Below are 23,576 nucleotides of genomic sequence, written 5' to 3'. Positions count from 1 at the left end.
CGACCCCGCTCGAGACGTCACCTCACATCAACCAACCTGAAGCGAGGCTCACGTGGAACAGGCTACCCAGGCCACCACGCCCACCGCATCCACCCAGATACAGCCCCCGGTGCCCGACTCGTTCGAGCACGCCGCCGGCGTCTCCGCGGGAATCTTCAGCCGCCTCGAGCAGAAGCCGTCCTCCGTCGAGATCAGCGCGGACTTCCCCAACGGCTGGTGCGTCCATTTCAAGTACCGCGCCGCCACGGCTGCCGGGATCCTCACGTTCGCCGAGCTGCTCGACGTCGACCTCACCACGGCCGCCACCGCCTTCGGTATCCATGTTGACGCTATCGCCAGGTACGAGGGCATCGAGGTCCGCGGCAGCGCTCTGCTCAGCCAGGCGGAGGGCGCCTGGCTGTTGGACCTTCCCACGCCGACCTCCGCTCCGGCCGAGACCCACGCTGTGCAGCCCGTGCCGCTCAACTCAAACACGCTGGCCCAGGCGCAGGCCGTCACGCCCGTCACCCTGGTGGCCGCCGAGGAGATCTCGGACGGTGACGTGTGAGCCAGGACCCGCGCACGATGCCGCACCGCCTTCACTCCGTCCTCCACACCGCGACCGTGATGCTGGACCTGCCGCTCGACACCCGCCAGCTCGAGGCCCTCGCCCTGCACCTCACCCCCGTCGTACGGGCGTGGTGCGCCGAGGCCATCGACACCGCGGCCGCCGATTCGCCCGTCCCGTACGCCGTCGCCACCACGACGGTGGACACCGAGGTCGGAGTCGAAACGACCGAGTACGCCGGCTGCGTCTCCCGCATCAGCGTCGACGTCGACCACGACTCCCCCGCCGCCGTCCTCGCCGAGCAGCTGCGCCGCCACCACGACGTCGTCGTTACCGACGTCCCGAGCGCCGTCTACCTGGGCCTGTCCATCCGGCCCAAGACGGTGGCGGCCTGGAAGTGGTGGCTCAAGAAGCTGTCGATCGCGCCCTCGGCGGTCACCGTGCAGGGCACCGACGCCTACGCCTCGAGCGAGGTCGACGGCGTGCTGGTCGCCCTGTGTGGCGAGGACACCGGCACCCTCCTGTCGGCCGACGTCCATACCCGCCAGGGCCTGGACGTCGACCTCGACTCCCCGGCCGGCACCGTCGCCGCGAAGGCCCGCCGCCAGCCCGACGTCACCAGCATCGAGATCCGCGACGCCCACACCCTCACCGTCACGGTGCGCGCCACCTCGCTCCTGGAGTGGCAGTGGTGGCTGGCGCAGCTCTCCGTCGCCCCCGGCACCGTGCAGTTCGAGGGCACGACCGCGATCGCCACGGGCAGCAAGGACGACGCAGTCGTCCACCTCCGCGGCGACGACTGCGCCGCGTTCTACGAGGACCAGGCCGCCGCCCGCCTGGTGGGACTGATCGCAGGTGGCACCCAGTGACCGGGGCCACCACGACCGCCGAGTGGCTCGCCTGCGCGGGCATCGGCACTGGCGGCGGCACGACGGTCTTACTCCTACTGAAGGTCGCCATCGACGGGCCGCCTCATCTCGAGCTGCCCCACCCGAAGCTGCCCCGCCGCGCCCCGCGTCCGGTCTCTCCGCCGCCCGCCCAGGCCGGGCACGGCCGGCACGCCGGACCCGCCGCGCTCGACGAGACCGCCTCCCTCACCTGCGTGAGCCACGCACGCCACAGCAAGGGACGACCATGGAACTGATCACCGAGGTGTACTTCGGGTGGAAGCCGTTGGCCCACGGGCCCGGCTGCCCGAACCCGGTGTGGGACGACGTCCAGGTCCTGCATTCCGAGGGCATCCGCCCCGGCTCGTACGGCGCTGACCACCACGCCTGCACGCACCCCGACTGTGGCCACGCCAACACGTTCGACCGGGTGCAGCTGCGGCTGTTGTGCCGGGACTGCCAGACCGTGACCACGATCTCGGGCGAGAGCCTCGCGCAGGTCATCTCCCACCCCGCCGCGACCGGCTGGGGCCAGCCCCCGGCCGAGCTCGCCGGCGTCTGGCTGTGGCCCGGGCGCCCCGCCATCGAGGGCGGCGAGCCGCACCAGTACGTCGTCACCCGGCAGGCGCAGGCCGTCACCCCCGACCTGCTGTACGGGATCATCACCGCCTACCGCGACTCCGAGGGCAACCGCCGCTGGATCGCCGGGGCCATCCCCGACAAGCACGGCGCACACCAGATCTCCACCCTGCGCTGGCGCCACAGCAGCAACGGCCTCACCGACCTGGCCGCGGCCGCCGCGTGGATCGCCAACACCGAACTGCGCGCCCAGCGCCCGCTGGTGGTGGCCGTCTGATGCCCGAGATCAAGAAGCCCGTCATCGTGCGCGCTGGCCTGCGCCGGGTCTGCTGCGACAGCAGCCCCGACAGGCCGCGCGGCAACGTCAACGGCGCGCACTGGGAGCTGTACCTCGTCGTCTACAACACGACCGACCCGTGGCCCGCCCACAAGTGGCCGGCCTCCCGCCGCCACCAGATCCCGACCATCGCCGAACGCCGCAAGGTGCTCGCCGATTTCGGGTACGCGCCGGCCCTCAACGCCGAGTGGGAGTGGCAGGAGGACGAGACCTCCGCGCATCACGGCCACGCCATCACGGTGTGCGTCTTCGCGACACTCGACATCCTCCCGCTCGAGCAGGCCCCGGCCGCCCAGGGCGGTGACCGCTGATGCCGCGCCGCGCCTACATCGAGAAGAACTTCAGCCCGGCCAGCGGGGCGCTGATCGCGAAGGCCGATGAAATCTGCAGGGCCTACGCCCAGCAGGGCTTCGACCTGACCCTGCGCCAGCTGTACTACCAGTTCGTCGCCCGGGACCTGCTGCCCAACAAGCAGTCCGAGTACAAACGCCTCGGCGCGGTCGTCAACGACGCGCGCCTGGCCGGTCTGCTCGACTGGAACTACATCGTGGACCGCACCCGCAACCTGCGCAGCCTCCCCCACTGGGACACCCCGCAGGACGTGATCCAGGCTGCGGCCTCTGGCTACCGCACCGAGCGGTGGGCACCCCAGCCGTACCGCGTCGAGGTGTGGATCGAGAAGGACGCCCTGGTCGGTGTCATCGCCGGAGCGTGCGAGCGCAACGACGTCTCGTACTTCTCCTGCCGCGGCTACACCTCGCAGTCCGAACTGTGGGGTGCAGCCCAGCGGATGATCCGCTACCAGGACGACGGCCAGAAGCCGGTGATCATCCACCTCGGCGACCACGACCCTTCCGGGGTGGACATGACCCGGGACATCCGCGCCCGCCTGGCGCTGTTCGAGGCGGACGTCGAGGTCGTACGGATCGCGCTGAACATGGACCAGGTCCGCACGTTCAACCCGCCGCCGAACCCGGCCAAGCTCACCGACTCCCGCGCCGGTGGATACATCCGCGAGCACGGCCGCAGCAGTTGGGAGCTGGACGCCCTCGAGCCGACGCTCCTGGACCGGCTCATCGAGGACGAGATCGACTCCTGGCGCGACGACCGGCTGTGGGACCAGGCCACCCAGGCCATGTGGCGCGAGCAGGAACTCCTCGAGGCCGTCGCCGACCAGTGGACCGCCGTCGCGGACATGGTTTCGGAAGGCGGTGAGGGCTGATGCCGTCGCGTCGCGTACGCCCCCGCATCCCCGAGACCAGCGCCGCGCAGAAGGCTGCGGCCCAGGCATGGAACAAGGGCATGGTGGGGCAGGGACGCCCGGCCGAGGAGCGGCCGGCGTTCGAGCCGTGCCCGGTCGACGGCTGCGCCACCCCGGTCGTCGGCCGCCGCCCGCCGGTGGCCGGCATGGTCCAGGTCCGCGGCTCGGCCGACGGCGCTGCCGCCCACTGGTACTGCCCCGTACGGTGCGCGGCGATCGCCCGGGCCCGCGCCGAGCTCCGCGCCGTTCCGGACCGCCAGGGCGGTGAGCGGTGACGACCTCCCGCATCGACGTCATCGCGGCCGCTCTACGCAAGCCGGACCTGCAGCGCGCTTTCCTCGGCCATGAGCTGCGTGGCGCGCTGGTCCAGGGCCTCGGCCCGGGCAGCACCGTGCCGGAGTGGACGGCGACGGTGCCGATGCTCGCCGAAGCCGTCGACACCGCCCTCACCGGGGCGGAGGAGAAGGACATCACCGCTGCGGCGGGGACGCCGTCCACTCCTCACGCCCTGGCCATCAAGTTCGACGGCGTCGACCTGGTCGGCGTCTGCTGCGGCCGCGTCATCGGCCGCACCCCGCCGGACCGGCCCCTCGCCCCGGGCCTGATCGGCCTGTGGCAGCGCCACACCGGCGAGCCCGACCGGGACAAGGCCTGGGCCGACGCCCTCGCCTCCCTTCAGACCCCTCCCTCCGAGATCGGAGCGTCATGACCACCCGCACCCAGTCCTGGACCGTCAGCCTGCAGGACAGCGTGTACGCGCTCGGCGCGGCCGCGCGTGAATGCCAGGCCGCCCACCGGGCCGCGGCCATCGCTCACCGCCACGTCGACCTCGACCGCATCCGCCTCCTCGACGGCAAGGTCCTGTGCCGCCACGTCAGCTACACCGGCGAGCAGGAGCCGCACCTGACGTCGCTCAGCCGGATCGGCGACGTGCAGATGAAGGCGGAGCAGCGGCTGAACCGGCTGTACGAGGAGGCGGCCCGCGCCTACGCCCACGGTGCGAACTGGGCGGTGCGGCAGGTCCTGTCCGGCCAGCAGCCCGCCCACGTCGAGCTCAAAGTGGACGCCGACGGCCTGTTCGTCCTCGGCGAGACCATGCCGGTGCTGCAGCTGGACCGGTGCGCGTCCGCGTCTGCGCTCGAGGCGGCCCGCCGTACGTACGAGCGGTGCATCGTGGCCGGCTTCGAGGCCGAGGGCATCGCCTCGCAGGACGAGATCGCCGACTACGAGGCCGGCGAGATGCACGCGGCCCTGGACGTCGCGGCCGGTCTGCCGGACGCCGCTTACGCGTACGGCGAGCTGGCCGAGGGCGCCGTGCACTGGGCGATCAGCAACCGGGCCCGGGCGAGCCGCGAGTGACCAGCGACGCCCCGCGGATCCCCGGCGTGGACGGGGTGTGCGGAGCCCTCACCGGCCCGCACACCCCGCGCACCCGGCTCTTCCACTCCGGCTGGTGGTGCGACCTGCACACCCCCGCCGCCCAGGCCGGACGGGACGAGACCCCGCCGGGGCCGGGCTGGCCCATCCACCGCCAGCCCCCGCCCGACACCGAATCTGAGGCCGCTGCCCCCACCAGCACCACCGAGCACAAGGAGCGACAATGACCGCACCGGCCACCCGCCCGACACCCGCCGTCTTCGCCCGGCGCAAGCCTCAGCCGCCAGCTGCTCCCTCGGCACCCGCACCGCGGCCCCCTCGGCCGACCGCGGCTGAGGCCCCGGCCGAGCCTCAGTCGCAGGACCGGCCACTCACCGCCGCCGACGCGATCCGCCCGGGCAAGATCCGCAAGTCCGAGATCCTGCGCCCCCTGTACGAGCGCGGCCTCCGCACCAGCCGCATGCTCCCCGAGGCCCGCCTCGTCGGCCTGACCCTGCTCGGCTACGCCAACTTCCAAAGTGGCGTACTCCACGCGGAGTTCCGGCCTACGCCCGAGCAGCTCGCCGACGCGACCGGCCTGACCCCCCGCCAGGTCCTGGTGCAGATCGAGGTCCTGACCAGCCGCGGCTGGCTGCGCGAGCGCACTATCGCCAAGGGCCCGAACCAGGGAGTTTCCGTCCTGCAGCTGTGCATCCCCGTCGCGGTTCTGCAGCTGCTCCGCGACGACCGCGAGCACGCACGCGCCACCACGCGATCCGGGACCACCCGGTGAGCCGCGCCCTCGCCGCCATCTGCGCGGCGCTCACCACGATCGCCCTGCTGCTGGCCGCTTCCGCCACCCGCTGACCCAACTCCCCCAAGGAACCGCTGATGTCCGCCGCCGCGCTCGCAGCCACCCCGGCTGCACCGCACCCCGAGCCGCCCCGCGCGGCTGCGGGTGTGCGCCCGCGCGACGGCGGCACCAGCATCCTTGTGCCCCTGCGCCTGGTCGTAGGTGCTCAGTACGCCGACACGGCCCTGAGCGTCTACGTCAAGATCGCAGCCCTCGCCCTCCGCCCGGAGGGCTGCACTGCCAAAGTGAGCGTGCTCGCCGAGTACCTCGGCATGTCCAAGAGCGCGGTGGAGCGAGGCCTGCGCCACCTCACCCAGCCCGATCCCGCCGACGGGATCGTCGAGGTGCCGACCACCCGGCGTACGCTGCCCGGCGGCCGGGGCCAGTCCGCCCACCGCACCGTCCGTGCCCTTGGCGACGGCGAGCTGTGGGTGCGGATCCCCGTGCGTGCTGCCGAGGCCCTCACGCCCCGGCTGCTGCGCGTGTACGCGGTCCTCACCTACGCGGACGCCCGCGGTATCCCGCTGGCCGTCGCCGAGCTGGGCGAGATGCTGCGCCATCACAGTGGCCAGCGCGCGGGCGAGTGCCTCGGCGAGCGCCAGGCCCGCCGCCTGGTCGACGAGCTCGACGCCACCGGCTGGCTCACCGTCGGCCGCCGCGAGGGCGCCCGTGGCCGGCACGCCTACGAGCCACACCGCCGCCCGCTGCGCGGTGTCCCGGCCCCGGCCGCCGCGCCCTCGGCGCAGGCCGATGAGCAGCTGGTGCTGTGGGGGGACGGGGCACCGGACATCCATGACGGATCGGGTGCGGACGATCATGACGGATCCCTCGCGTCTGAGGAAGACCCCGTTACTGACCGACCCGAGAAGACGCACGTGCCTGGGGGTATCCGCTGTAGGCGAGGTGACCGTAAGTGGGTCGCCGCCCCTGTGGACAACCCGGTGCCGGACACGTTCCGCTCCGAGGGTCTCGCGCTCCGCGCGGATGCCGACACCCCCACCCCGCCGTCCTGTGACCGGCCCGCCTACGACGGGCCCGGCCTGCAGCTGTCGCCGAGGGTCTGGCGCGTCCTCGCCCCCGTCCACCACGAGCTCCCCGGCATCCGCACCTGGATGCTGCGGCGGATCGCCCGCGAGATCGGCGCCCAGCTCGACGCCCCCGCAGGCAGCGAGGAACGCCTGACCGACCGACTCACCCGCCGCTACGCCACCACCGAGACCATCCGCGACATCGGCCGCTGGATCCTCGGCGCAGCCCTGGTCCGGCACGGCTGCGGTGACCCGCGCTGCGAGACCGGCGTCATCTGGGAGACCGGCAGCGACTGCGAGACCTGCGCCCTCAACCGGCAGGTCGAACAGGCCCGGGCCCGCAGGGACGCCGAGATCGCCGAGCGCGCCCGGCTCCTCGAGGAGCAGCGGCTGCAGCGGGAGCGCGCGGCAGCGGCCGCCCAGCGGCAGAACCAAGGGCTGCCGCCCAAGAAGACCTACCGCCAGCGCGAGCGGGCGAGCGATGCGGAGATCCGGGCGGCGATCGCCGAGCACGGGCCCGTCGTCGCCCTCCACCTCTACGGCCACCTGCGGACGCTCCCGCTCCTGCACGGCCCCCAGCCACCCGCCGACGGCGGAGAGGAGACCTGACCCATGCCGACCACCCCACACCCCACCCGTGGCGTGACCACCTGCAACCGGTGCGGCGGACGTATCCGCTGGGCCACCGGTCCGCAGCCCGGACAGCGCACGCCGCTCAACGCCCTGCCCAGCCCGGCCGGCGGACTGGCCGCGCACACCAACGGGCTCGGCGGCCTGGTCGTGCGGCAGCTCGACCCCGACCGGCCCGAGCCCGAGGGCGTCGAGTGGAAGGCCGTCGCGCACTGGAGCAGCTGCTCGGGCGGCAACAGCCAGCAGCAGCCCGCCAGTTCCCGCCCGGCACGGCGCCGCCCCACCGTGCAGCCCCCGCTCTGGGGCCAGCAGCAGGGCCGGTGGACCCGATGACCACAGCCCCAGCACCCAGGCCCAACGGACAGCGCCTCACGGCCGAGGAGCGCGCAGAGATCGAGGGCCGGACCATCGCGCTGCTCCTGGCCGGCGCCACGATCGAGCGGATCCGCGACGAGGTGGGCATCACCGCGCCGACCATCATCCGGATCCGCCGCGACGCCGGCCTGCCCGACCCCGGCCGAGGCAGCAACAGCCCGCAACCGCGCACCATCGCCGACGCCCTGGCCGCCACGGTCGAGGAGCACAGCGACGGGCACGCCCGGTGGACAGGGCCGATGGCTGGCCGCATGCCCCAGCTGTTCGCCGAAGGCGGCCGGTTCAACGCACGGCACGTGATCTTCGAGCGGCACCACGGGCGCGCGCCGGTCGGCTACGTCCGCAGCAACTGCGGCAACCAGGCCTGCGTGGCCGGCGCGCACCTCGCCGACGACGTCCTGCGTGACACCTGCCCGGAGGAGCCCGTGACGATCCGCGCCTTGAACAACCTGCTCGACGAGATCGACCGCGAGGGCGGACCGCAGGCCGCCCGCGACAACCGCCTCCACCTCCAGACCGAGGAGCCCCCTATGGCCACCGCGCCCCAGCCCACCACCCGTGTCGCTCCCGTACGGGCGGTCCCCTCCAGCCCGCCCTCGCCCGTTCCGGCGGAGGCTAGCCAGGACCGCAGGCCGTCGGAAGACCTGCCGATCGGGAAGCTGCTGAAGTGGGCCGAGGACCACCCCGACACGACCGTCCAGGCCACGGCCGGACGCACGCGCGCCGCACTCGTCGGCCTGCGCAACCGGTACGACACCGACCACGAACTGGCCCGGCTGGACACCGAAGCCGAGCAGCTGGAGCAGCAGCTCGCCGTAGTCCGCGCCCGCCGCCAGGAGCTGGCCCCGGCCAAGGCAAAGAAGCCCAGAGACCCCGACGCCGCGGCCGCACGTGCGTGGGCGAGGCAGGCCGGCGTGGACTGCCCGGCCAGCGGGCGTGTGCCGAAGGCGGTCATGGACGCGTGGCGGCAGGCCACCGGCAACATCGGCCCCGCGAAGTAGAGGGCCGTCATGTCGATCCTCAAGCGCAACGAACCGCTGTACACCCTGGCCTGCAACACCGAACGCTGCGCCGTCATCGCCGAGCACGACGACGGCATGCCCTGGTACTTCGAGTCCCCCGAAGCCGCCGCCAGCTGGGCCCACGACAACGAGTGGGACGGCCCGGACATCCTCAACGACGGCGCGCCCGCCTACTGCCCCGACTGCACCCTCACCCGGCAGGAGGCCGAGGCCCGCGCGGCATCCGACCGCGAGCACCACCAGGCCGAGATCAACGCGGCGATCGCCTACGCCCTCGAGGAGCTGTAGCCGTGGCCACCGTGTGCGAGCTGTGCCACCAGCCGATCCGGTCCGCCGCCGCCCGCGCGCGGCGGATCGGGTCCCGCTGCTGGCGCAAGCTCCGCCCCGACCAGCGCGCCGCGATCCGCGCCGAGCCCTTCCGTATCCGGGCGATCCTCGCCCGCCCCGCACCCGCCACCGACGGCCAACTCCCGCTCGACGACCAGGAGCCCACCAATGCCTGACACCCCTGCCCCCGCCACGCCCGTCCCCGCCGACAGGGCCGCCGTGCTGGAGGAAGCCGCCGCCGCGATCGAAGCCGAGCAGGCCCGCGAGGAAGCCACCGAGTGGGCGCAGCAGGACGAGCCGGACCCCGAGACCGAGGTGCAAGGCACCGCCGTGCGTGCCAGCGCCGCCCTGCTGCGCCGGATGGCCGCCGGGGCGCGGGAAGCCGCGTCGGCCGCGCCCACCCACACCGCCGCCGCGAGCACACCGCTGCCGTCCTCCCACAAGGAGCGCCGCGACCAGTACGCCGCGCGGATCTACGAGTACTGGAACCCCGGCGACCGGTGGGAGGACGCGTACCCGGACGACCGGATCGCGTACGGCGCGGACGCCGACATCGCGATGGCGGTCGCCGACGCCGAGGCCGGCAGGACCGTACCGGCACCGGTACGTACGGACATCTACCTCGAGGTCGCCGATCGACTGGCCCTGTTTACCGCGGCGCCTCAGGGCAAGGCGGCCACGGCAGCACAGCTCGCGGACAAAGTCCGATCGTGGGCTGGTCAGCCGAGCAGCGCGCCGGAGGTAGCCACTCAGCGGCCTTCCCTCACCGAGATCTTGGGCGAGGTCGCCGCCGAGCGCGGCCGCCAGGACGAGAAGTGGGGTGAGCAGAACCACCCCGACGGCACGGGCCAGTACCCGGAGACCATCGACGCGGACGTCGCGAAGATGGCGTGCCAGTCGGCAGCTGAGGGCGGCTACCTGGACTGGCTGCACATTCTGCGCGAGGAGGTCGCCGAGGCCTTCGCCGAGTCCGCCCCGGACCGGCTGCGGAAGGAACTGGTCCAGGTCGCCGCCGTCGCGACGGCGTGGATCGAGGCGATCGACCGCCGCCAGGCGTGCGTCGGCCAGGCCTGCGCGCAGCACCCCACCGCGCCCGTCATCGCTGGGCACTGCGGCGGCTGCCCCGTCTACCCGGCCGACCTGGCCCCCGTCCGGGAGCCGCGGGCATGATCACGCACTTCGTCGGGGCGGTGTTCCCCGTCCTCGCGCTCGCCGGGCTGCTGCTGTGGGCCGCCACCGTTTTGGGTGGGGGTGACGGTTCGTGACCCGCCATCAGCGCCGCCAGCACGCCGCGACCGCCGGGGCCATCGCCCTGGCAGCCGCCGCCATCGCCCTCGCCTGGCACGGCCTGTACGGCGAGGCCGTGCTCGCCGGGGTCGTGGTCCTGTCGCTCACCGACGCCGCCCTGCGCGCGCACCGCGAACACCAGCGGGAGCTCGCCGAGTTCGACTGGGCGCGCCAGCGCGGCCTGGCCATGGACCCGCCGCCACTCAAGCCGTGCTGCTGGATCGGCTCGTCGTCACGCGGCCGCGCGCATAACCCCCGCTGTACCCGCCCCCGCTACGAGGACGGGACGGTCGACGAGTTCCTCGCCGAGCGCGAAGGACGGGGCTGAGACATAGACACATTCGCCATCTGGGACGAGGCCGCCGGCTGGGTGTCGGTGCCCGGGACGGTGGAGCTCGTCGCCGACGAGGCCCCCGACTGCTCCCACCTCGTCTGGCCCCGTCAGTACGGCAAGGGCACCATCACAGCCGAGTTCACCGCCCGCCCATCTCCCGGCTTCGCCCGCCTCATGAGTGAGTGGGAGGCAGCCATCGCAGCCCGCCGCACGCTCATGCTGGCCCGCCTCGCCGACGACCTCGGTAAGCCCCTGTCCCTGGTCCGCCGCCAGGCCGACGCGGTGGACCGCCTCCTCGAGGCCGCCGGCATCGCCGACGGCTACGGCCAGCTCGTCCCCCAGGCCCTACGCCCGCCCATCCCCGCCCCACCCCAGCCGCGGTAACCCATGCCCGGCCACACCCCGCTCTGGACCACCCGCACCACCAGCAGAAAGGCGGCCCCATGATCTGCACCCTGTGTAAGCAACACGCCCTCGAGTACGGCTACCTCTGCCCCGAGTGCGCCCTCACCACGATCAACCGCCTCACCCTTCTGCCCCGCATGTGGGCCTCCCTCGAGCCCTGGCTCACCCCTGGCACCAGCGGCACCGCCCAGTACGGCGGCCGTGTCCGCCGCGCCGAGGCGCCACTGCCCCTCGACACCGAGGTCCTGGACCTGCGTTCCGCCGGCGGGATCGCCGGCGTCCTCGAGGACTGGCGCGACGCCGTCTGGGAAACCCGCAGCCGCCCCGTACCCGCCCGGTCTGGCGCGCTCGCAAACCGCATCAGGACCGCCGCGGCCCAGCTCGTCGGCGAGATCTACTTCATCGCGCTGTGGGAGCAGGGCGGCAGCCTGGCCCACGAGATCCGCCGCCTGGTCGACCGTGTCCGCGCCGTCGTCGACCAGGGCGACCGCGACCCGCAGCAGCACACCTTCCTGGGCTACTGCATCGCAGTCGACCCGTCCGGCATCGTCTGCGGCCGCCGCCTCGTCGCCGACATGGCCCGCACCGTGCAGTGCGACTGGTGCCTGTGCCAGTACCCGCCCGACACCTGGCTCACCCTGCGCCGCTACCAGCCCGGCAGCCTCCGGCCGACCCAGGTCGACAGCGCCGGGGAGCACGAGGAAGGCCTCGAGCCAGCCGCCTGACCAGCGGTCCGACCACTGGGCCAGGGTGCTATGGCCCCCATCTGACCCGCCGAAATACCTTTACGCAGGTCAGCCAGCATGTCGCTCGCGGGCGCCGAACAACCGTCAACACAGATACGCGATCTTCACCCCATCAGTACATGATCGGCGCCCTGTTTTTGAACGGCCCTAAAGAGGACTGTTTGCTGAGGCTTATAGGACAAAAGATCAGTTCGACATCCCCTCAACATCACTCCGACGGCCTACTACACGCGCCCTATCAGGCCTAATCGAAGAATGAAGTTATCAACAGGTAATGCGACTGGATTTCATGGGTGCGCGAGTGTCCGCGACGAGGGAGGCAGACGCCTGACGGGGGCCTGTGGTTACGGTCTTAGCAGTTGAGCGGGGCCTCGAAATCACACGGGCCTGGAAAACCTTGATCTCGAGGCCCCGCTTGGCGTTCCCCCAAATGGCGTACATATGGGAGACCCATCTCCATGAAACACATCCCCGACTGGGTTGCACAACTACCTGCCCACTTCCGGGTGGCGAAGCACAAGGTCAGCCTGTCCTACTGGCGCACACGTGCACGATTCGCAAAGTCTGCGCCCAAGTGGCGGCGAAAGCTTTGGCACGCGTTCCTCACAGGGGCAGCGTTTCAATGCGGGCGCTACGCGGTCATCTTGATCGTCCTGTGGTGGTTGGCCCACCGCTAAACCCAGCAGAGACAACGAGCCGCTCACCGATATGCAGGTGAGCGGCTCGACGCATAGCTCGCCTCTGCAGACGCCGCCCTGCCCAGGCCCCGGGCCAACAGGCCGAATGCATGCGAGGCCCGCCGGACGCTCGTAGGCTGAAGCCGCTCGGGGCCGTCACGGAGGTCTCGCCATGCCCCGGTCCATCTGGTCAGGCGCCATCAGCTTTGGCCTGGTCACGGTGCCTATCCACGTACAGTCCGCCACTGAGGACCACTCGATCCGCTTCCACCAGTACCACCTGGACGACATGGCCCGGATACGTACCCGCAAGGTGTGCGAGATCGAGGACCGCGAGGTCTCGAACGCGGAGATCGGCAAGGGCTACGAGCTGACCAAGACACAGGTCATACCGATCACCGACGAGGAGCTCCGCGAGCTGCCGCTGCCGACCGCGAAGGCGATCGAGATCGACGCGTTCGTCCCGCTGGAGTCCATCGACCCGATCCGGATCGGCGAGGGCTACTACCTCGCCCCGGACGGCCAGGTCGCGGCGAAGCCGTACAAGCTCCTGCGCCAGGCCCTGGAGCGCTCGGCGAAGGTGGCCATCGCGAAGTACGCCTGGTCCGGCCGTGAGCGCCTGGGCCTGCTGAGGGTGCGCGGCGACGCGATCGTGCTGCACGCCATGCGCTGGCCGGACGAGATCCGCGATCCGGCCGAGTTGCTGCCCCCGCCGGTGGAGGTCTCCGAGGAGGAGATCGATGGGGCGCTCGCCCTGCTGGAGACGATGACCCGCGAGGACCTGGAAGGGGAAGAGTTCCAGGACACCTACACCGAGGCCATGGAGAAGATCATCGAGGCGAAGCGTGAGGACCGCCAGCTGCCCGAGGCCCCGGAGCCGGAGGAGCCCAGCAAGGTGCTCGACCTGATGGCCGCCTTGAACGAATCCGTGGCCAAGGCGAAGGCAGCCCGCGGCGAGGACTCCGGACCGAAGCCGAGGAAGAAGACCGCGCCCAAGAAGACAGCCGCGAAGAAGACGCCAGCCAAGAAGAGCGCGGCGAAGAAGACGACCGCGCGCAAGTCCCGCAGCGCCTGACTCACCCGTCGAAGTAGCCGAGCTCGGTGTCCGGCCGGCAGTGCGGGCACGCCGCTACGCCTTCCGTGAGCGCGTGCAGCGCGGTCGACCGGTCGACGCCCTTCGATCGTTTCCCGGCGTTCCAGCAGCCCCCGGCGTGGACGTACACCGCGTCCTGCCCGGACAGGCCGCGCTCGATCAGCCAGTCCGGCGCGGGCGGCCGGGCCTCGATGCCGTGCTGGCGCTCCGCTTCCCGCTGCTCGGCGTCCTTGATCTGCTGCCGTACCCGGTCGAGGGTGAGGGTCAGCCAGGTCTCCAGGGTTCGGAGGCGTGGCAGATCGGGCGGCAGGTCGTTCACGTGTTCGATTCTAGGAGGTAGGCTGCCCACCGGCACCACGAGGGGGCGAGCACGACAGGAGGACGAGATGCCCACCGACCAGGAGCGACTCGCATTCCTCGACATCGACCCGGCAGCCCTGGACCCGGCCCCGGCCCGCCCGGTGCGCGCCGACTGGTGGCCGCGCATCGACATCCACTCAGCGGACCGCCGCCGCTGCTGCTCCTGCCGGGCACTGGCCGTTGCGACACGCGTCGTCAAGATCCCCGATCTCGGGCTCCGCTGGCACGATCAGTGCCGGGACTGCATGGTCGCCGGGATCCAGCAGAACTGGGAGGCAGGGCGCCCCATGGAAGGCCGCTACCGCGTCACCCTGTGGGCGACAGACCGGCCACTGATGGAGGGGTGGTGGGCGACGCGAGCGACCGCCGACGACAAGGTCACCAGATGGATCGGCGCATACGGAGGCCGGGACGGCGCCCGGGTCACCCTCGACGACGACGAGGCGGGCGCCCGGTTGACGAGTTGGCCGGATGAACCGTAGGCCTCTGCCATCCTGAGGATCATGGCCCACCGCACCTATCCGAACCGCGAGCGCGCCCTCCGCCGACTGAAGCGTCGAGACGCGGCTGACTCCCTGCCGAATCAGCGACGCCACCGGCCCGAACCGGAGGCGGTTCCGGCGGAGTCGTACCCGGTGGACGAGTACCGGATCTCTACGCGCTGACCGGTTCGGGGTGGCGTACGGCCCTGCGCACCTTCGCCTCGATGTCGTAGCGCGGCGCGCCCTCATCCTTCGCGTGCCCGGTGACCGCGGCCTGGCTCGCCTCGGCGAGCGCGCGCCAGTTCCTCCAGGCCGTCTCGTACGCCGCATTCTGCTCGTCGGTCCACTCGACGGTCACGCGTCCGTACTCATCCCGCAGAGCCAGGACCTGAGCGTGCGCCTGGTCGGCGGCCTGCTGCGTCTCGACGAGTTCTTCGAAGGTGTGTGCCACGGCCAAGGATCCTACGTGCGACAGAGCGCAGCCCCCGCCTCGACGACGGGGGCCGGCATCGGCAGCTACTGCGAGGCGTCCGGCGGGTCACGGTCTACCTGCTGGTCTTCGAGATCCGTACGCCGCCCTGGCCGCGTGACACGCTTCCTGAAGTACGGCGCCGCGAGCCGGTAGTCCACGGCGTTCGAGCTGCCGACTTTGACGACCGGCGGGAACGCAGGGTCCTCCCGCGAGATCTTCGACAGCCGCTGATGGGAGATCGTCTCGACGATCCCGTCAGCCACGAGCCTGCGCGCGAGCTCGCGAAACGACACCATGTCCGGCCCTCCTTCGGCCTCGGCCATGGGCACCATCCTGTCTGACCTTGTTGCCACGTGGCAACAAGGTCGCTACTTTGGATCCGGCACAACGGCAAAACCCCTCGGCCCATGTGGAGTTGCAGCTCCGGGCCGAGGGGTGGACCCGTCCCAGCGATCACAGGAAAGGTCCGCCATGGAGCGTACCCAGTCCAGCCCTCCGCCCGAAGCCCCGTCTCCGCTCGCCCGCTACGGCCGCGGCCAGGCGCACGTCGACGCGCAGGTCCGCACGATGCTCGGCGAGATCGCCGAGCGCCTCGAGCGCAACCGCCCCGACCAGCCGCTCACCGCCACCGCCCGGATCGCCGTCCTCCAGGCCACGACCATGGACCCGGTCCTCAGCCGGGCGCTGAACCTCGCCTGCCCGGAGATCACCGGTCACATCACCCGCACCGCCTACGCCGCCCGCCTCCGGGAGATCAAGGGCGGAGGCGAGCAGCGATGAGCATCTGGCCGTCCAACCGGATCATGGCCGAGTCCGCCACGCCGGAGACCTGCGCGGGCGACCTGCGCAGCACGACCGCCCCCGACGGCGAGCCCACCGAGGCCGAGCTCGCAGCGGGCGAGGCCCGCACCCAGCTCGCCTCGGCCCGCGCGATCGACGGCACGACCCGGCGGCGCAGCTTCCTGCCGAAGCGCTGACCGCCTCCAGACCGCGGGCCCCGCGAAATCCCCCACGCGGGGCCCGCACCCTCTCCTCCTCCTGGAGCCCACGTGTCCTCCCTGGACCAGCCCCTCGCCTGGACGAGCACGCACTGGCCGCTCATGCTTCTCACGGCCGTCCTGATCACTCTCATCGTCGGCCTCGCCGCCTACATCGCCCACCGCACCAGCGGCAACGTCCTCGCCGCCAGCATCGGCGCCCTCGTCTGCACCGGCTTCTCCGCCGACACCAGCTGGCGCTTCGCCGACCACCGACTCCACATGGCGACCAGCGAACGGCTCTGGCTGTTCGCGGCCGGCGAGGTCGTCCTCGTCGTCTGCGCCATCATGGCCCGCGCCAACAAGCTGGCCACCGCCACCACCGAGCAGGCCGGCACCCCGGGCGTGCCCGGCGTCATGGTCTGGTGCATCGCCGGCGTCCAGGTCGTCCCCGCGTTCACTGAGTCCGGACTCGTCGGCGGACTCGTGCGTGCCGTCTTCGGCCCGGTCATGGCAGCCCTGCTCTGGCACCTCGCCATGGGCCTGGAGATCCGCGTCACCCGCCCCGAGGCCCTCTCCACCGGCCTGCCCGCCCAGATCGGCCACGAACTCCGCGAGCGCCTCCTCTCCCACCTTGGACTCGCCACCCGCAACCGCACCGCCGAGGAGATCACCCGCGACCGCGCCCACGCCCGGGCCGTACGCCTCGCCTCCCGCCGCAGGCTCGGCCCCTGGGGGAGGGCCCGGCTCGCCGCTGCCGTCGCCCGCACCCGCGCCACCACCGACGGCACCCGCCGCCACGCCCTCCTTCAGGACCTCGCCGGCCGCCGAACCGCTGAGCAGCTCCACACCATGGACGTCATCTCACCCTGGGTCCTCGAACCCGCACCGCAGCCGCACCCGGCCCTCGAACGTACGCAGCCGGAGCCGGGGCCGGATGCCGTCCCGGATGACTTCGACGACACAACAGCAGCCGCCCTCGCCGTCGCGCAGCCGACTGCACCGCAGCCGGATACGGCTGCACCCCGCATCTTCACCGACGGCGTGGAAGGGGAGGGGGCACCGGCTGCGGCTGCGGCCGCGGCCCTCGACCCAGCGGCCCTCGTCTTGTACATGCAGCCGATGCTGCCGCCGCAGCCGAACGTCTGCGCCCCCGACCCCGCAGCCGCGCAGCCGCAGCCGTCGCAGGTCATCCCGGCTACGGCTACACCGCAGCCGATTGCAGCCGCCCCGGCCAGCAGCCGCAGCCAGGTCGCGCAGCTGCGCAGCCCGGACACCGACGCCCACGTCCTCGAGCGCGCCCAGGCCCTGAACATCCGCGTGCTCACCGAGACCGGCAGCCAGGTCTCCCAGCGCCAGCTGCAGCGCGACCTCGGCATCGGCCAGCGCCGCGCCCAGCGCATCCACGCCCACCTCCCGACTGCACTCCCCACACCGGCTGCGGCTGCGCAGCCACCCGCGAAGGAAGCATGACCGTGACAGCCGCCCCCGGCGCGGACGAGATCCGCGTACGCCAGATACTCCGCCTCCGCGGTGTCGGCCCCGACGCCGAACCGCAGCCGACTGCAGCCGCAGCCGCCGAGGCCGACCGCCCGCAGTCGGCTGCGGCTGCAGACCCGATCGCAGCCGCAGCCGAGTGGTGGCGTACCCGCCCCACCCCCGCAGCCGTAGCCGCAGGCGACGAGAGCGAGGGCGCCCCGGACGAGGGCGAACCCGCCGAAGCCGCAGCCGTCCCCGACGACCCGCCCCGGAAAGGCCGGCGCACCATGTTCCCCTTCAAGCGCGGCGCCCCCGACGACGAACCACAGCCGCAGCCGCAGCCGACCGAGGTCGCACCTGGCATCCACATCACGGTGCAGCCCCCGCAGCCGGCCGAGACCCCCGCGCAGCAGCGCGACCGCGCCTGGCGCCAGGCCGTACGACGGTGGCTCGCCGTCCACGGCGCCGCCGCCGGCGTCGGCTGGGCCTTCGGCCTGAAGACGGCCATCACCGCCATGCTCACCGCCGCACAAAACGGGGGAGTGGCCGCCGGCCTCGCCCTCGCCGCCTTCTCCTACGTCGGCGCCGAGTACGTCATGGCCCGCTACCTGCGCATCGTCCCGCCCCCGCTGCGCCCGGCCGCCATGTGGGTTCTGCGCATCCCCTTCGCCACCGCCCTCCTCGCCACCGCCCTGTACACCCCGAACGCCCTGATCGGAGCCAGTACGTGATCACGCTCGCAGTCACGGGGGAGACGGTCTTCGGACCAGTCGGCGCCGGCGGCCTCGCCCTCGCCCTGTCCGTCCTGCTGTTCTTCGGCGTGAAGGGCAAGGGCAAGGTCAAGTTCGGCACCCGCGCCGCCGGAATCGTCGCCTTCCTCGCAGGCACCTCCTACGCCGCAGCCGGACAGATCTGGGCCAACCCCGAGCGTGTCACCAGCCAGGGCCTGACCGGCTTCGGTGTCGGCACCGGCGGCGGACCGCTCGGCAACGTCGGCATCGGCGCCGTCGCCCTCGTCCTGTTCTTCCTCATGCTGACCGCACCGCAGAACCCCGTGACCAGCGCAGTCCTCGGCATGATCAGCGCCTTCGTGTTCCCCGCAGCCGGGGATGGCTCGATCTTCGCCGTACCCGTCGAGTTCGCCTCCGCCGTCCTGATCATCGGGGGAGCCTGATGCGCGTCTGGATCGCCGTCTGGACCGGCTCCAGTCGGATCGCCCAGGCCCTCGCCGCCTGGCTCGGCAAGCAGCCCCTGCCCCGTACCGCCGCCGTGTTCGGAGCCGCCCTGTTCATCAAGGGCCTGCCCTGGACCTGGCGCATCGCCTGGACCGCGACGGCGGCCTGGCTCATCACGGCCGTCGTGCTCGGCCTACGTCTGCCCGACCCCAAGGCCAAGGCGGGGGAGGACACCTCGGCAGAAGCCGAGCCGCCGGCCGAGACGGAGGACGACTGCCAGGCCGACGAGCTCCCCGAGAAGGTCAACGGGTTCGGGCTGACCTTCCGCGAGGAGCTCGCGCTGGCCCTCCACGCGGTGGGCGCCCCGCACGCTCACATCACCGCCCTCGCCGAGCATCTTGGCGCCCCCACCGACCGCGTTCGGGAGGCCCTCACCGAGGCCCGCATCCCCATCTCCGGCGGGGTCCGCATGAAGGGCCGCCCCGTGGCCGTCTCCCCGGGCGTGAAGCAGCAGGACTTCCCACCCCTCCCCTCCCCCGCCCAGCAGGGCGCCCAGGAAGGGGCGTTGACCAGCAACAACAACGACAACAACAACGACGGCACCGCCTTCGACACGGTGCCGGACGAGGCCAACCCCGCCCGCACGCACGTCCGCTGGCGCCGCGCCTCCGCATGACCCCGGGGCGGCCGCCCGCCTGGCAGCTGACCGACCGCCCCGGCCCCATCCCGATCACGAGACAGGAGACCGCCATCATGGCACTCGGATTCCCACGCCCCATCAAGCCGGACGACCCCCGGCTGAAGGGGCACGAGACGACCTACCAGGCGTCACGCGGCGGCTGGTTGAAGACCACGAAGAAGCCCGCCCCGGGCACCCCGAAGAAGAAGGAGCAGGCATGAGCGAGCGCGTCCACGTCAAGGTCTTGCTGCTGTTCGGCGACCAGGCCGAGATCGTCGCCGACGTCCCCGCCGAGGAGCGCGCCGAGCCCCAGCGCTACCCGGCCGCCGACGTCGCCGCGGCCGCCGGCATCCCCCTCGACGAGCTCGCCGGCGCACGCCTGACCGCCGAGGTCGGCGACGACGACCGCCTGTCCGGCTGGCGCCGCGCCTGACCGCACGCACAGGCCCCCGGCCCATACGGACCGGGGGCCTTTCCCCGCCCCAGGGTGTTGCAATTCTAGGCGCCAGTGCTGTAAAGTTAGACGTGTCGGAAGGGGAGGTGAGAGACCCCGGACCGACAGCCAGTTGAAAACTCAAGAGAGGAAGCCACCATGGCTGACCGTGACGACGAGGTCATGCATGCGCTTGTGCATGGGATCTCCGTGACGTACTCGCTCCTGGTCGACGCGTGCCAGGCACTCCCCGTGCCGATCACCCTGCCGACCGACCGGCACATTCCCGCCGCCAACGCGGTCCCCGCAATCCAGCGGGTGGCCGCACTGGCCAAGGATCAGCCGATGGGCGAGACCCAGGAGGCGCAGCTGTACACCGGCTGCATCCACCTCCTGGCCGCCATCGACCTCTACGCGCTGTGCGCGGCGAGGTACGAGGACACCAGAGCTGAGGGTGTCGGTGCCAATCTGCTCCACGCAGACGAGGCACTGAAGAGCCTGATCATCTGGCTCCTGGCGAACGCTGGCTGATCCACCCCCGCCCCCCGGCAACCAGCCGGGGGGCTCTCTCATTTCCCCACCCAGGGGAGTTGCAATATTAGACGTGAGTGCTGTAAAGTTAGATACGTCAGGGCGGGGGGTGAGAGCCCCGGATCTGACACCAGTTGAAAATTCCAGAGAGGAGAAGCCATGGCAGACCATGGCAGCGACAAGGAGCGGTTCCTGGAGCTGGGAGCCGTCGTGATCGGGATGATGGATTACCTTCGGGCACTCCTGCTCGACCTCCCGATCCCGGTAGTCATCCCCGAGCTCGATGGGGATGAGGTGACGGGGCCCGTGCTGGACACGGTCCTCGCGCTCGACCGGGCACGCGTCCTCATCGAGGACGAGCCCATCCCCGGCTCACACCGACTGGCCTACGGGCACCTCATCCTCGAATGGTTCACCGCCTACGAGATGCTGTGCCTGCGCCAGATGGCAGGACCCGCCCCCTGGCGACTCGACTGCGCACAGCACGCAGTCGCCCGGTTCACGACCATCGCCGAGATGATCGAGAACGACGAACTGGACGACAGCGACGAGTCGTAATCGCACCGCCCGCCCCCGCAGCCAGCGCGGGGCGGGCCCCTCCTCTCGGAACGCTCAACGCCCGCCCCACCGCTCTCACGCACAGCAAAAGGGGCCGACGCAACCCCGGTCACCCGGGGGTGAGAGAGCGTCGGCCCCACCAGTCGAAAACTCCGCAAAGGAGAGTCCAGCCGCCATGGTAGCCCCGCAACGCATGATCGCCCCCGAGATCGCCGAGACCTACGGCGTGAACCAGCACACGGTGCGCGCGACCTGGACCCAGCACCCCGAGTGGCCGGCCCCCACTGGCAAGCGCGGCCGCTACAAGGAGTACGACGCCGAGGACGTCGCCGCGTTCGTCCGCGAGCACGTCCAGCGCCAGGCCGTGGAGCTGGAGCCCGAGCGCCTCTACACCGCCCAGGACCTCGAGGCCGCCGGCATCGGCATCAAGGCCGGCACGATCCGCGCCGACCTCACCCGGGGCCGCTGGCCCGAGCCCGACGACACCGAGCACGGCACCAACCGCTGGTACGGACGGACCGCCATGAAGGCCATGATCGGCCGCCGTAGCTACCGCCGGAACGATGAGTGAGCGCGCCCGCCCGGGGAGGCCGGGCGGCCAAGTCAGACCAACGGGCCTTGGCCCGGCTCCCCACCCCGAGGCCCCGCCGCGACTTGCGACGGGGCCTCGCTGTACCCGGAGCATGCGCTACGTCCCAGGCGCCGCTGGCGCCTCCTCGAGCTTCCCGAAGTAGTCCAGCCTCCACCGCACGCCGCCGTCGTCGGTGAACGCCACGCTCGGCTTACTGTTGTGGAGCGTGGCGGGCGAGAACGTCTGCGACATGAACCGGGCAGCCCTATCCGGGCCGAGGAGCGCCACCGGTGCGACCATACGGTCCCGGGCGCTCACTGCCCTGTCACGAGGGTGCGCGTTGATCGGCCATGCGTATATCTCAGCCGCCAGGTACGCCGCGCCGAATCGCACCTCGACATCATGGATGGGCGAGGTGCTGAAGTTGCTCACCGTCACCACCCAGTGGTCGTCCACCGTGGGCGTCCCCACGCCGGTCACCTCACCGCCGGCCTTACGGTGGTAAACCTTGATCTGCTGGGCCTGCGCCTTCCTGCGGTCCTTAGCGGCAGCGCGCAGCTCGGCGCGCTCCAGTTCGAGGTTGACCGACTGCTCGGCGATGAACACCCGCTGCTCGCCGATCTGTTCTCGCTGGCTCTTGATCGTCTGATACGCGAAGAGCGCGGCACCGCCCGCGAAGACCGCCGCCACCCATGTGGGGACATCGCCCCAATCCACTGCACTCACACGCGCACCGTAGACGCAGACACCGGGCCGGGGACCAGACGATCAGTCACAGAACTGTCACACCGCCCACAACGGCCCCAACCGGCTCCAACTCGGGTGCTCCACAGCTAGGATCGGCCGGCATCTGATCGAGCCGCTGGGGGAACCATGCGCCGCACGTCCATCGCCATACTCGCCACCGCCTGCCTCGCCCTCGCCGCCTGCTCGGCCTCCGGCGACAGCGACGACAAGCCGAAGGCGCCAGCCAGCAGCGCGACTTCGTCCGCACCGACCCTGTCGGCGGCGGAGGCCCGGCAGGCCTGTGTGGAGGCCTGGGCCGAGACGATCGCCTCCCGCCCGGACGACTTCAACGCGGAGACCGACGAGGACGTCGAGCCGTCCGCGTGCAAGGGCCTTCCCGAGGGCGACTACACCGACATGTACTTCGAGGGCCTCCAGCAAGCCAACAAGCAAGGGCGGGAAGACCTCCAGGCCTGCATCGACGACCCCGCGTCCTGCCCGACACCCTGACGCGCCCACGCCGCCGGAACACCACCAGCCCCAGCCCATGCCGCACCATGGGCCACATGCAGTACACGTCCCTGCCACCCGGCTACCTCACCACGACCCTCGCCGCCCAGGCCGCTGGCGTACAACCCGCAACCATCCGCGACTGGGTCCGCCGCGGCATACTCCACCGCGCCGGCGGAAGCACCCGCCACCCCATCTACACCGTCGACGCCGTCACCACCGCCCAGACCGCCGCCAAGCCCAACCGCCCAGGCCAACGCGCCCACCGGTAAACCCCGCTTGACGTGCGACGATCCATGCGCCACGATCTTCCCGCACAACCATGTCCAAAAACGGACACCCCAGACGCACGACGAAGGCCCCGGAGAGGCGAGCTCCGGGGCCTTCGTCGTGCCCGCGCCCGCCGTACAGCAGCCGCTCACGCCGACGCACCCCCACTGGGGACTGGGGACGCGTCGACGCCGTACGGCGGGCGCCCCCCTCGCCACCAGGAGCAGTCCCATGCCCAACACCCCGCCCGCCCCGTTTGACCGCGCCACCGCCCTCACCACCGCCCAGCAACGGGCCTTCGAGCACGCCCAGGCCGCGCAGAAGCACCACGCCCAGGCCCTCGAGGAGACCACCTACGCGGACGCCCACGCCAGCGACGACTACAGGCGCGCGGCTGTCGGCGAGGCCCGGCAGCGTGCCCAGGGGCACGCCTCCCGTACCGCTGACTCCGCCAGGCTCGCCGACATGTGGGCCAGCGTCGCCCAGGCCCTCGTCACCGGCACCGACGGCCGGCCCACCACCTACGACCTCCACGTCCAGCTCGACCCCAAGAGCGTCGGCGAGGAACTCCTCCGCCAACTCCGCACCACCCCCGGCCTCGGAGGCTGA

Annotated in this window: 40 protein-coding genes; 36 read left to right on the top strand and 4 right to left on the bottom strand. The window is 71.8% G+C overall.

Annotated elements, in window-relative coordinates; all coding sequences use genetic code 11:
* Positions 1-52: 52 nt before the first annotated feature.
* The 21 genes from OG852_RS30805 (at position 53) to ku (ending at position 13,726) form a co-directional block, all read left to right on the top strand.
* Positions 53-547, top strand: coding sequence for a hypothetical protein (locus OG852_RS30805; RefSeq protein ID WP_330349629.1), 495 nt, complete (start codon positions 53-55; stop codon positions 545-547).
* A gap of 17 nt (positions 548-564) precedes the next feature.
* Positions 565-1,416 (top strand): hypothetical protein, encoded by an 852-nt coding sequence (locus OG852_RS30800; protein ID WP_330349628.1) that lies wholly within the window; start codon positions 565-567, stop codon positions 1,414-1,416.
* The gene (locus tag OG852_RS30795) at positions 1,413-1,691 is read left to right on the top strand and encodes a hypothetical protein (RefSeq protein ID WP_330349627.1); all 279 of its coding nucleotides are present in this window, start codon (positions 1,413-1,415) and stop codon (positions 1,689-1,691) included. Before OG852_RS30800 ends, OG852_RS30795 begins: the two co-directional genes overlap by 4 nt.
* On the top strand, positions 1,682-2,290 hold the full coding sequence (locus tag OG852_RS30790) for a hypothetical protein (RefSeq protein ID WP_330349626.1): 609 nt from the start codon (positions 1,682-1,684) through the stop codon (positions 2,288-2,290). Before OG852_RS30795 ends, OG852_RS30790 begins: the two co-directional genes overlap by 10 nt.
* The gene (locus tag OG852_RS30785; RefSeq protein ID WP_330349625.1) at positions 2,290-2,661 is read left to right on the top strand and encodes a DUF6303 family protein; all 372 of its coding nucleotides are present in this window, start codon (positions 2,290-2,292) and stop codon (positions 2,659-2,661) included. Before OG852_RS30790 ends, OG852_RS30785 begins: the two co-directional genes overlap by 1 nt.
* Positions 2,661-3,572: a hypothetical protein gene (locus OG852_RS30780; protein ID WP_330349624.1), complete on the top strand. Its 912-nt coding sequence runs from the start codon at positions 2,661-2,663 to the stop codon at positions 3,570-3,572. The genes OG852_RS30785 and OG852_RS30780 overlap by 1 nt, the downstream gene beginning before the upstream one ends.
* Entirely contained in the window at positions 3,572-3,886 is a 315-nt protein-coding gene (locus tag OG852_RS30775; protein ID WP_330349623.1) for a hypothetical protein, read from the top strand. The genes OG852_RS30780 and OG852_RS30775 overlap by 1 nt, the downstream gene beginning before the upstream one ends.
* A complete protein-coding gene (locus OG852_RS30770; protein WP_330349622.1) occupies positions 3,883-4,320 on the top strand; it encodes a hypothetical protein in 438 nt (145 codons plus the stop codon). Before OG852_RS30775 ends, OG852_RS30770 begins: the two co-directional genes overlap by 4 nt.
* On the top strand, positions 4,317-4,970 hold the full coding sequence (locus OG852_RS30765) for a hypothetical protein (protein WP_330349621.1): 654 nt from the start codon (positions 4,317-4,319) through the stop codon (positions 4,968-4,970). Before OG852_RS30770 ends, OG852_RS30765 begins: the two co-directional genes overlap by 4 nt.
* A complete protein-coding gene (locus OG852_RS30760; protein ID WP_330349620.1) occupies positions 4,967-5,215 on the top strand; it encodes a hypothetical protein in 249 nt (82 codons plus the stop codon). Before OG852_RS30765 ends, OG852_RS30760 begins: the two co-directional genes overlap by 4 nt.
* Positions 5,212-5,760, top strand: coding sequence for a hypothetical protein (locus tag OG852_RS30755; protein WP_330349619.1), 549 nt, complete (start codon positions 5,212-5,214; stop codon positions 5,758-5,760). The genes OG852_RS30760 and OG852_RS30755 overlap by 4 nt, the downstream gene beginning before the upstream one ends.
* Before the next feature lie 98 nt (positions 5,761-5,858).
* Positions 5,859-7,457 carry a hypothetical protein gene (locus tag OG852_RS30750; protein WP_330349618.1) on the top strand — a complete coding sequence of 533 codons (1,599 nt, stop codon included), beginning with the start codon at positions 5,859-5,861 and terminating at the stop codon, positions 7,455-7,457.
* Between the two features lie 3 nt (positions 7,458-7,460).
* Positions 7,461-7,811 carry a hypothetical protein gene (locus tag OG852_RS30745; protein WP_330349617.1) on the top strand — a complete coding sequence of 117 codons (351 nt, stop codon included), beginning with the start codon at positions 7,461-7,463 and terminating at the stop codon, positions 7,809-7,811.
* Entirely contained in the window at positions 7,808-8,854 is a 1,047-nt protein-coding gene (locus tag OG852_RS30740) for an Lsr2 family DNA-binding protein (RefSeq protein ID WP_330349616.1), read from the top strand. The genes OG852_RS30745 and OG852_RS30740 overlap by 4 nt, the downstream gene beginning before the upstream one ends.
* Positions 8,855-8,863: 9 nt before the next feature.
* Positions 8,864-9,163, top strand: a complete 300-nt coding sequence (locus OG852_RS30735; RefSeq protein WP_330349615.1) for a hypothetical protein — start codon at positions 8,864-8,866, stop codon at positions 9,161-9,163.
* 2 nt (positions 9,164-9,165) lie between these two features.
* Positions 9,166-9,378 (top strand): hypothetical protein, encoded by a 213-nt coding sequence (locus OG852_RS30730; RefSeq protein WP_330349614.1) that lies wholly within the window; start codon positions 9,166-9,168, stop codon positions 9,376-9,378.
* Positions 9,371-10,372: a hypothetical protein gene (locus OG852_RS30725; protein ID WP_330349613.1), complete on the top strand. Its 1,002-nt coding sequence runs from the start codon at positions 9,371-9,373 to the stop codon at positions 10,370-10,372. Before OG852_RS30730 ends, OG852_RS30725 begins: the two co-directional genes overlap by 8 nt.
* A 91-nt stretch (positions 10,373-10,463) precedes the next feature.
* A complete protein-coding gene (locus tag OG852_RS30720) occupies positions 10,464-10,817 on the top strand; it encodes a hypothetical protein (RefSeq protein ID WP_330349612.1) in 354 nt (117 codons plus the stop codon).
* 42 nt (positions 10,818-10,859) lie between these two features.
* Positions 10,860-11,207 carry a hypothetical protein gene (locus OG852_RS30715; protein WP_330349611.1) on the top strand — a complete coding sequence of 116 codons (348 nt, stop codon included), beginning with the start codon at positions 10,860-10,862 and terminating at the stop codon, positions 11,205-11,207.
* Between the two features lie 59 nt (positions 11,208-11,266).
* Positions 11,267-11,953 carry a hypothetical protein gene (locus OG852_RS30710; protein ID WP_330349610.1) on the top strand — a complete coding sequence of 229 codons (687 nt, stop codon included), beginning with the start codon at positions 11,267-11,269 and terminating at the stop codon, positions 11,951-11,953.
* Between the two features lie 870 nt (positions 11,954-12,823).
* Entirely contained in the window at positions 12,824-13,726 is a 903-nt protein-coding gene (gene ku / locus OG852_RS30705) for a non-homologous end joining protein Ku (protein ID WP_330349609.1), read from the top strand.
* 1 nt (position 13,727) lies between these two features.
* On the opposite strand, the gene OG852_RS30700 is transcribed toward ku, so the two are convergent.
* Entirely contained in the window at positions 13,728-14,063 is a 336-nt protein-coding gene (locus OG852_RS30700) for a DUF6233 domain-containing protein (RefSeq protein ID WP_330349608.1), read from the bottom strand.
* Positions 14,064-14,130: 67 nt separating this feature from the next.
* Between OG852_RS30700 and OG852_RS30695 the strand changes: the two genes are divergently transcribed.
* Positions 14,131-14,586 carry a hypothetical protein gene (locus OG852_RS30695; protein ID WP_330349607.1) on the top strand — a complete coding sequence of 152 codons (456 nt, stop codon included), beginning with the start codon at positions 14,131-14,133 and terminating at the stop codon, positions 14,584-14,586.
* Positions 14,587-14,758: 172 nt separating this feature from the next.
* On the opposite strand, the gene OG852_RS30690 is transcribed toward OG852_RS30695, so the two are convergent.
* Entirely contained in the window at positions 14,759-15,037 is a 279-nt protein-coding gene (locus OG852_RS30690) for a hypothetical protein (protein WP_330349606.1), read from the bottom strand.
* Between the two features lie 65 nt (positions 15,038-15,102).
* A complete protein-coding gene (locus tag OG852_RS30685) occupies positions 15,103-15,381 on the bottom strand; it encodes a hypothetical protein (protein WP_330349605.1) in 279 nt (92 codons plus the stop codon).
* A gap of 148 nt (positions 15,382-15,529) precedes the next feature.
* On the opposite strand from OG852_RS30685, the gene OG852_RS30680 reads away from it, so the two are divergent.
* The 11 genes from OG852_RS30680 (at position 15,530) to OG852_RS30630 (ending at position 21,461) form a co-directional block, all read left to right on the top strand.
* The gene (locus tag OG852_RS30680; RefSeq protein WP_330349604.1) at positions 15,530-15,838 is read left to right on the top strand and encodes a hypothetical protein; all 309 of its coding nucleotides are present in this window, start codon (positions 15,530-15,532) and stop codon (positions 15,836-15,838) included.
* Positions 15,835-16,035, top strand: coding sequence for a hypothetical protein (locus OG852_RS30675; RefSeq protein ID WP_330349603.1), 201 nt, complete (start codon positions 15,835-15,837; stop codon positions 16,033-16,035). Before OG852_RS30680 ends, OG852_RS30675 begins: the two co-directional genes overlap by 4 nt.
* A 72-nt stretch (positions 16,036-16,107) precedes the next feature.
* Entirely contained in the window at positions 16,108-17,508 is a 1,401-nt protein-coding gene (locus OG852_RS30670) for a hypothetical protein (RefSeq protein WP_330349602.1), read from the top strand.
* Positions 17,505-18,245 (top strand): hypothetical protein, encoded by a 741-nt coding sequence (locus tag OG852_RS30665; RefSeq protein ID WP_330349601.1) that lies wholly within the window; start codon positions 17,505-17,507, stop codon positions 18,243-18,245. The genes OG852_RS30670 and OG852_RS30665 overlap by 4 nt, the downstream gene beginning before the upstream one ends.
* Positions 18,242-18,688, top strand: a complete 447-nt coding sequence (locus OG852_RS30660; RefSeq protein WP_330349600.1) for a hypothetical protein — start codon at positions 18,242-18,244, stop codon at positions 18,686-18,688. Before OG852_RS30665 ends, OG852_RS30660 begins: the two co-directional genes overlap by 4 nt.
* Positions 18,688-19,365 (top strand): hypothetical protein, encoded by a 678-nt coding sequence (locus OG852_RS30655; RefSeq protein WP_330349599.1) that lies wholly within the window; start codon positions 18,688-18,690, stop codon positions 19,363-19,365. The genes OG852_RS30660 and OG852_RS30655 overlap by 1 nt, the downstream gene beginning before the upstream one ends.
* A gap of 77 nt (positions 19,366-19,442) precedes the next feature.
* Entirely contained in the window at positions 19,443-19,589 is a 147-nt protein-coding gene (locus OG852_RS30650; RefSeq protein ID WP_330349598.1) for a hypothetical protein, read from the top strand.
* Positions 19,586-19,801, top strand: coding sequence for a hypothetical protein (locus tag OG852_RS30645; RefSeq protein ID WP_330349597.1), 216 nt, complete (start codon positions 19,586-19,588; stop codon positions 19,799-19,801). Before OG852_RS30650 ends, OG852_RS30645 begins: the two co-directional genes overlap by 4 nt.
* 159 nt (positions 19,802-19,960) lie before the next feature.
* A complete protein-coding gene (locus OG852_RS30640; protein ID WP_330349596.1) occupies positions 19,961-20,332 on the top strand; it encodes a hypothetical protein in 372 nt (123 codons plus the stop codon).
* A 159-nt stretch (positions 20,333-20,491) separates the two neighbouring features.
* On the top strand, positions 20,492-20,890 hold the full coding sequence (locus OG852_RS30635) for a hypothetical protein (RefSeq protein ID WP_330349595.1): 399 nt from the start codon (positions 20,492-20,494) through the stop codon (positions 20,888-20,890).
* Between the two features lie 175 nt (positions 20,891-21,065).
* The gene (locus OG852_RS30630; protein ID WP_330349594.1) at positions 21,066-21,461 is read left to right on the top strand and encodes a hypothetical protein; all 396 of its coding nucleotides are present in this window, start codon (positions 21,066-21,068) and stop codon (positions 21,459-21,461) included.
* Between the two features lie 117 nt (positions 21,462-21,578).
* Here OG852_RS30630 and OG852_RS30625 read toward each other — a convergent pair whose 3' ends face one another.
* Positions 21,579-22,187 carry a hypothetical protein gene (locus OG852_RS30625; RefSeq protein ID WP_330349593.1) on the bottom strand — a complete coding sequence of 203 codons (609 nt, stop codon included), beginning with the start codon at positions 22,185-22,187 and terminating at the stop codon, positions 21,579-21,581.
* Between the two features lie 147 nt (positions 22,188-22,334).
* Here OG852_RS30625 and OG852_RS30620 point away from each other — a divergent pair, with 147 nt between their 5' ends.
* From OG852_RS30620 to OG852_RS30610, 3 genes are all read left to right on the top strand, one after another.
* The gene (locus OG852_RS30620) at positions 22,335-22,697 is read left to right on the top strand and encodes a hypothetical protein (protein ID WP_330349592.1); all 363 of its coding nucleotides are present in this window, start codon (positions 22,335-22,337) and stop codon (positions 22,695-22,697) included.
* A gap of 56 nt (positions 22,698-22,753) precedes the next feature.
* Positions 22,754-22,969, top strand: a complete 216-nt coding sequence (locus OG852_RS30615; protein WP_330349591.1) for a MerR family transcriptional regulator — start codon at positions 22,754-22,756, stop codon at positions 22,967-22,969.
* Positions 22,970-23,198: 229 nt separating this feature from the next.
* Positions 23,199-23,576 (top strand): hypothetical protein, encoded by a 378-nt coding sequence (locus tag OG852_RS30610; protein ID WP_330349590.1) that lies wholly within the window; start codon positions 23,199-23,201, stop codon positions 23,574-23,576.

This window comes from Streptomyces sp. NBC_00582, from assembly GCF_036345155.1.
Classification (GTDB): Bacteria; Actinomycetota; Actinomycetes; order Streptomycetales; family Streptomycetaceae; genus Streptomyces.
This window is presented reverse-complemented; position numbering and strand designations above follow the sequence as displayed.

Coding starts and splice junctions, on each gene's coding strand:
- OG852_RS30800 (WP_330349628.1), top strand. CDS start 565: ATGCCGCACCGCCTTCACTCCGTCCTCCACACCGCGACCGTGATGCTG.
- OG852_RS30790 (WP_330349626.1), top strand. CDS start 1,682: ATGGAACTGATCACCGAGGTGTACTTCGGGTGGAAGCCGTTGGCCCAC.
- OG852_RS30785 (WP_330349625.1), top strand. CDS start 2,290: ATGCCCGAGATCAAGAAGCCCGTCATCGTGCGCGCTGGCCTGCGCCGG.
- OG852_RS30780 (WP_330349624.1), top strand. CDS start 2,661: ATGCCGCGCCGCGCCTACATCGAGAAGAACTTCAGCCCGGCCAGCGGG.
- OG852_RS30775 (WP_330349623.1), top strand. CDS start 3,572: ATGCCGTCGCGTCGCGTACGCCCCCGCATCCCCGAGACCAGCGCCGCG.
- OG852_RS30765 (WP_330349621.1), top strand. CDS start 4,317: ATGACCACCCGCACCCAGTCCTGGACCGTCAGCCTGCAGGACAGCGTG.
- OG852_RS30755 (WP_330349619.1), top strand. CDS start 5,212: ATGACCGCACCGGCCACCCGCCCGACACCCGCCGTCTTCGCCCGGCGC.
- OG852_RS30750 (WP_330349618.1), top strand. CDS start 5,859: ATGTCCGCCGCCGCGCTCGCAGCCACCCCGGCTGCACCGCACCCCGAG.
- OG852_RS30745 (WP_330349617.1), top strand. CDS start 7,461: ATGCCGACCACCCCACACCCCACCCGTGGCGTGACCACCTGCAACCGG.
- OG852_RS30740 (WP_330349616.1), top strand. CDS start 7,808: ATGACCACAGCCCCAGCACCCAGGCCCAACGGACAGCGCCTCACGGCC.
- OG852_RS30735 (WP_330349615.1), top strand. CDS start 8,864: ATGTCGATCCTCAAGCGCAACGAACCGCTGTACACCCTGGCCTGCAAC.
- OG852_RS30725 (WP_330349613.1), top strand. CDS start 9,371: ATGCCTGACACCCCTGCCCCCGCCACGCCCGTCCCCGCCGACAGGGCC.
- OG852_RS30710 (WP_330349610.1), top strand. CDS start 11,267: ATGATCTGCACCCTGTGTAAGCAACACGCCCTCGAGTACGGCTACCTC.
- ku (WP_330349609.1), top strand. CDS start 12,824: ATGCCCCGGTCCATCTGGTCAGGCGCCATCAGCTTTGGCCTGGTCACG.
- OG852_RS30695 (WP_330349607.1), top strand. CDS start 14,131: ATGCCCACCGACCAGGAGCGACTCGCATTCCTCGACATCGACCCGGCA.
- OG852_RS30685 (WP_330349605.1), bottom strand. CDS start 15,381: ATGGCCGAGGCCGAAGGAGGGCCGGACATGGTGTCGTTTCGCGAGCTC.
- OG852_RS30680 (WP_330349604.1), top strand. CDS start 15,530: ATGGAGCGTACCCAGTCCAGCCCTCCGCCCGAAGCCCCGTCTCCGCTC.
- OG852_RS30675 (WP_330349603.1), top strand. CDS start 15,835: ATGAGCATCTGGCCGTCCAACCGGATCATGGCCGAGTCCGCCACGCCG.
- OG852_RS30665 (WP_330349601.1), top strand. CDS start 17,505: ATGACCGTGACAGCCGCCCCCGGCGCGGACGAGATCCGCGTACGCCAG.
- OG852_RS30655 (WP_330349599.1), top strand. CDS start 18,688: ATGCGCGTCTGGATCGCCGTCTGGACCGGCTCCAGTCGGATCGCCCAG.
- OG852_RS30650 (WP_330349598.1), top strand. CDS start 19,443: ATGGCACTCGGATTCCCACGCCCCATCAAGCCGGACGACCCCCGGCTG.
- OG852_RS30645 (WP_330349597.1), top strand. CDS start 19,586: ATGAGCGAGCGCGTCCACGTCAAGGTCTTGCTGCTGTTCGGCGACCAG.
- OG852_RS30640 (WP_330349596.1), top strand. CDS start 19,961: ATGGCTGACCGTGACGACGAGGTCATGCATGCGCTTGTGCATGGGATC.
- OG852_RS30635 (WP_330349595.1), top strand. CDS start 20,492: ATGGCAGACCATGGCAGCGACAAGGAGCGGTTCCTGGAGCTGGGAGCC.
- OG852_RS30630 (WP_330349594.1), top strand. CDS start 21,066: ATGGTAGCCCCGCAACGCATGATCGCCCCCGAGATCGCCGAGACCTAC.
- OG852_RS30620 (WP_330349592.1), top strand. CDS start 22,335: ATGCGCCGCACGTCCATCGCCATACTCGCCACCGCCTGCCTCGCCCTC.
- OG852_RS30615 (WP_330349591.1), top strand. CDS start 22,754: ATGCAGTACACGTCCCTGCCACCCGGCTACCTCACCACGACCCTCGCC.
- OG852_RS30610 (WP_330349590.1), top strand. CDS start 23,199: ATGCCCAACACCCCGCCCGCCCCGTTTGACCGCGCCACCGCCCTCACC.